The organism is Methanobacterium sp. (assembly GCA_030017655.1).
In the GTDB taxonomy this organism is placed as follows: domain Archaea; phylum Methanobacteriota; class Methanobacteria; order Methanobacteriales; family Methanobacteriaceae; genus Methanobacterium_D.
Genome location: JASEIM010000001.1, coordinates 234,228 through 239,357, shown reverse-complemented (window position 1 = coordinate 239,357; position 5,130 = coordinate 234,228). Strand labels below are relative to the sequence as shown.

Sequence of the window (5,130 nt, the reverse complement as noted above, 5' to 3'; positions counted from 1 at the left end):
CAGTAGGATTCCAGCCTGCAATTGCTAAATTTGTAGCTGTTCTACCTGTAGATGGGTCTGCAGTGTTGTTGGTTACTCCTGGAATATATGGGCTGAATATCCAATCTACAGATGGTCGGATGAATTCAACTATGTAGTCTCCAGGTACTAAATTGTCAAATAGATAGTTTCCATTTCCTGAGGTGGTAGTAGATCTTATTGGTACCAGTCCTCCAAGAACGTATAGGTTCACTGTAACTCCGTTGATACCCGGTCCAATACCGTCGTAGATTCCATTGGCATTTTGATCATCCCATACGAAGTCACCGATTGTCACATTTCGATACATTCCGGCATCCCATGTAAGGTCTGTCTGACCGATTCCTAAAGTTATCAGCGCTGTCCGGCCGAAATTGGGGCCAGGAGTTGGGTCAGCTTTGTTATCTGTGATCCCTTGAATATATGGGCTGAAATTGTAACCTGCAGGTAAGATGAACTCTAAGAAGTATCTAAGCCCATTTTGTATGTCTTGTGTAGGTATCAGATTATCAAAGTAGTAGAATCCGCCCGCATTAGTGGTAGTTGAGTTAATTGGAGTTGTTCCGCCTTCTAAATATAGATTCACAGTTACTCCAGGAATACCCATACCCCTACCCTGGTTAATTCCATCAGCATTCTGGTCATCCCATACATAGTCACCTATAGTGGCGTAGTACAGTTCTGGTCCTAACATACCTGCATCCCATGTTAGGTCGCTTTGACCGGATACAAGGCTAAATGTATATGTAAAACCTGCAGAATTTGCTTTGTTATCATATGTTGGTCCGTAATATTGGCTGAAAAGATAGCCAGTTGGTGCAACGAATTGTAGATAATAACTACCTGGGTTTAGACCTGTAAAGTAGTAATTACCGTTAGCATCTGTACTTGTGGAGTCTATCTGGCCTGTTCCATTGAATAGATTAACCATTATGTTGGCTAATGGATATTCTCCAAGTCCAGGTTCATAGTATCCATTAAGGTTTAGATCCATCCATACAAAATCTCCTACCACTGCCTGCCTGTACATACCTGCATCCCAGCTTAAGTCGTTTTTACCGGAAGTAAGGATTATAGTTCCAGTCCTACCAGTAAGAGGATCTGCATCGCTGTCAATCTGGTCATTTACCCCCTGATTAGCTGGGCTGAAAATGTAACCTGAAGGTTTTACAAATTCAACAAAGTAATTACCAGGTTTGAGGTTGCTGAAGAGATAATTTCCGTTGCTTGAAGTAGTTGTTGTAGCAATAGGAGCTAAACCACCCTGTTCATACAGTTTAACTGTTATCCCATCAATACCGGGTTCTCCTGTATCCCAGATTCCATCAGCATCCAGATCATCCCATACAAAGTCTCCAAGAGTAGCATTTTGATACATACCTGCGTCCTGAGTAAGATCTGTCATTCCTGTGTTTAATGCGAAAACGGGTGTGTTTCCGCTGGAATCTGCTTTATTATCAGTGATTCCTGGAATGTAAGGGCTGAAATTGTAACCGGTAGGTAGATTGAAATGTATGTAGTATGTTCCAGGTATTAAGTTGCTGAAGAGGTAGTATCCATTGGCATCAGTTGTAGTGCTGGCTACATATGTACCAATACTTGTGAATAAATCCACGATTATGCCCGGTATTCCGACTCCGATGCCTTCATAAATACCATTGGCATTCTGATCGTTCCAGACAAAATCACCTACACTTGCTGGTTGGTAGATACCTGCATCCCATGTATAATCATTTTCACCGGGACTGAGGTTGAAAATTGCAGTTTCACCTAAATTTGGTCCGGAATTAGGATTTGCTTTGTTATCATAACCTGGACCATAAAATGGACTGAAACTGTAACCAGCCGGTAATGTGAATTTCAGATAATAGTCTCCAGGATATACATCATTGAAGTAGTAGTAACCATTAGCATCGGTTACCCTGGTTTCCAGTTGACTGCCTGTGGAATTATAAAGGGTTACCAGTACATTGGGAACTCCCAGCTCTCCCGGATCCTGCATACCATTGGCATTATCATCATACCATACCCAGTTTCCAACATTAGCAGGCACGACTGCAGTTTCTGTCTCACCATAGTCTGCATTGTAATGGTAACTGCTACCACTTCGATCATAAATAACAGGGTATAGTTTTGTCATTCCTGCACTGGTGAACATAAAAGTCCATACAGTGGTGAAAGCATTACCTTGCGGATTAGGAATGTATACGTTGTTAGTTGAGCGGATGATGTTATTTATGTCTTTGTAGGTGGTTACCATTCCCAGAGGTTTTAATATGCTTGGATCATATGATACAAGCGGTAGAGCTAATTCTGGATAATTAGCAGACCCGGTAGTACTGGTTACAGTCACAGTAAATGTTTCTCCAACATGAGGCATGCTGGGAGAAATATAAATACCAGTTACGTCGTTCCTGTTTTGACTGAGCAGTTTTTCCACATAGATGCTACCAGTTGGTGTGTAGAGTGGGGTGTCTGAACCCTGGATTGTGACCTGGTAATTTCTACTGGTAAAGTAGGCACCTGAATTTCTGGTTATTTCAACCAGATAAAAAACGTCCTTAGTTTCACCAGGTAGAATGTCTCCGATATTTTTAACTGCAGTTTCCCCCGGAGCCAGATTAATGTATGTGTTGGTACTGGTCCATGCAAAATTGGCTGTAACATCGTGAGCTGTGTTAATTGGGTCCGGATTTTTCACCCTAAACTGAATAATAGTTTGGTTAGGCCCCACGTTCACATTGTTACTATCAAGCCCCGCGGTATCCCATGATCCTTTGGTTATTTCTAAAGGCGGATCTACCACAGTTCCATTTTCTGTGTCGTTAGCAGGTTCATCTGCAGCACTAACTGCTCCACAAATAATAAAGGCTAAAGTTAGAGTCAGTATTAGTAAAGTTACTTGTCTTCTAATCTTTTTCACCTCCTTTATGCCTGATTGGTGAACTTACAATAATCTTAGTTAGTAATAACATAATTGATTAAATGAAAATCCATGTGGACGATGATTGTCGAAAAAAATAGCTGTTATTGATATCAATAAGACTCCAAGTTTTTGTATTTACTTAGTTTCTCTGAATATCAAGATTGGTTCTCTCAAATAATCTTTAGTCATTTGAGAATGTTCACACAATAATATATAGGCCTTTATGTTATTTATAGTTGTTGGAAGCCCACGTTATCGGTAATCGTTAGCATTGATTAGGTAATACTCTTTTTTATTATTATTCACAGTTTATTTAGTAATATTTATCAAATTAAATTGATTTAAGAAACTTTTACATACAGAACATCTAATTTTCGAAATTTATATTACACATAATTAAAGAAATTAAAGTAATGAAAAAACTGATAGTCATTATTGGAATTATTTTACTTGCATTAATAGCCATATACGCTGTATTAAGTCCTGAAAATGAAGAAACTACTACTGGACAAAATTCAAATTTAAACTGGCATACGGATTTAAATTCGGCCCTTAATGAAGCCAAAAATAGCAATAAACCTGTTTTTATAGATTTTTATACTGCTTGGTGCCCTTACTGTAAACAGCTTGATGAAACAACACTTTCAGATCCCAGAGTAAAGACAAAATTAGCTAAAGATTATGTTATAGCCAAGATAGATGGAGATAAATACCCGGATGTTGCATCAAATTATATGATTTATGGATATCCTACCCTACTGTCTTTAAATTCAAATGGGCAGGAAATAAAAAGGTTTGAAGGTTATATTGATGCAGATGCTTTATTAAATCAGCTTTAAAAGAGAGATAAGATGGATATAGGGTTTTTACTATCATTTTTTGCAGGGATAGCTTCAGTTTTATCTCCCTGTGTATTACCTCTTATCCCCATTATCGTTGGATATTCACTTTTAGAACAGGAAGTCTCAGAAGTCACTTCTTTTGTTTTAGGGTTCTATTTAGTTTTCACTTTAATTATTACGCTTACTGTCATTTTTACAGCTGCAATTAACTATTATCTATATTATTTCAGATTTATTGCAGCCTTAATCATAATATTAATCGGTATTTTCTTTATTTTAAATAAAAATACATTTAAAATCTCATATAAACCCGTTCAACATGAAAATAAAAATATTCGTTCATTTTTAATGGGTTTTTTAACATCTATTGCGTGGTCTCCCTGTTATGGATCATATTTAATTGCAATTATCGCCTACAGTGCTTCTACAGGAAATATTTTATACAGTGCACTTAATATACTATTATTCAGCGGGGGATTTTCACTTACAATCTTCATCATATCATTAGGAGTATCAAAGATAAATTTAACGGAATTAATTAAATATTCAGACCATATAAGAGTTATTTCAGGAGTTATAATCACACTTGCTGGTATTTACATGTTATATGTATTATTTTTTGGAGTGGTTTAATGAAAATAGGATTTTTAGGATTTGGTGAAGTTGCATCAACTTTATCTGCAGGACTTTTAGAACAGGGAGCCGATGTAGCCACTTGTGTGGAGGGAAGAAGCAAAAAAACAAAGGACATGGCACAAAAAATCGGGGTAACTCTATATAAAACAAGTAAAGAACTTGTAGAAGACTCTGAAATGATATTATCTACAGTCACTCCTTCTCAGGCAATTAAAGTAGCTGAAGAAGTCGGAAAATATATTAATGGAATTTATGTTGATATGAATAATGTTTCACCCAAAACAGTTATAGAAGCTCTTTCTTTTATTGAAAACGGCAGAACTGTGGACGCATCAATAATTGGAAGTGTCAGAAAAGGGTTTTCGGTTCATATAATTGCTTCTGGAAAGTATGCAACCCGTTTTGCACAATTAAACAAGTATGGCATGAATATAAATATTATTGGGGAGGAAATAGGACAAGCATCAGCCATAAAGATGTTTAGAAGCTCTTTTACTAAAGGAATTTCTGCATTGCTCTTTGAAACCCTTTATTCTGCATATAAAATTGGAATTGATGAGAATGTTCTGGATATTATTGCAGAAACAGAATGCGAAGGTTTTAAAGATTCAGCAATATCAAGGATAATAAGCAGCTCAATACATGCAAAACGGCGCTATGAAGAAATGGAAGAAGTTATAGAATTAATTGCAGAAAACGGAAATCCTC

General features: G+C 37.0%; 4 protein-coding genes. 3 read left to right on the top strand and 1 reads right to left on the bottom strand.

Features of this window, described 5'->3' with window-relative positions:
* A partial coding sequence (locus QMD61_01225) for an SdrD B-like domain-containing protein (protein ID MDI6723247.1) occupies positions 1–2,941 on the bottom strand: 2,941 nt, incomplete at its 3' end.
* Positions 2,942–3,357: 416 nt separating this feature from the next.
* On the opposite strand from QMD61_01225, the gene QMD61_01220 reads away from it, so the two are divergent.
* The 3 genes from QMD61_01220 to QMD61_01210 all read left to right on the top strand — a co-directional run.
* Positions 3,358–3,783, top strand: coding sequence for a thioredoxin family protein (locus QMD61_01220; GenBank protein ID MDI6723246.1), 426 nt, complete (start codon positions 3,358–3,360; stop codon positions 3,781–3,783).
* A 12-nt stretch (positions 3,784–3,795) separates the two neighbouring features.
* The gene (locus QMD61_01215) at positions 3,796–4,419 is read left to right on the top strand and encodes a cytochrome c biogenesis CcdA family protein (protein MDI6723245.1); all 624 of its coding nucleotides are present in this window, start codon (positions 3,796–3,798) and stop codon (positions 4,417–4,419) included.
* The coding region (locus QMD61_01210) for an NAD(P)-binding domain-containing protein (GenBank protein MDI6723244.1) at positions 4,419–5,130 on the top strand (712 nt) is incomplete at its 3' end. The genes QMD61_01215 and QMD61_01210, both read left to right, overlap by 1 nt.

Excerpts from the sequence above, each read along its gene's own strand:
- QMD61_01220 (MDI6723246.1), top strand. The coding sequence starts at position 3,358 with ATGAAAAAACTGATAGTCATTATTGGAATTATTTTACTTGCATTAATA.
- QMD61_01215 (MDI6723245.1), top strand. The coding sequence starts at position 3,796 with ATGGATATAGGGTTTTTACTATCATTTTTTGCAGGGATAGCTTCAGTT.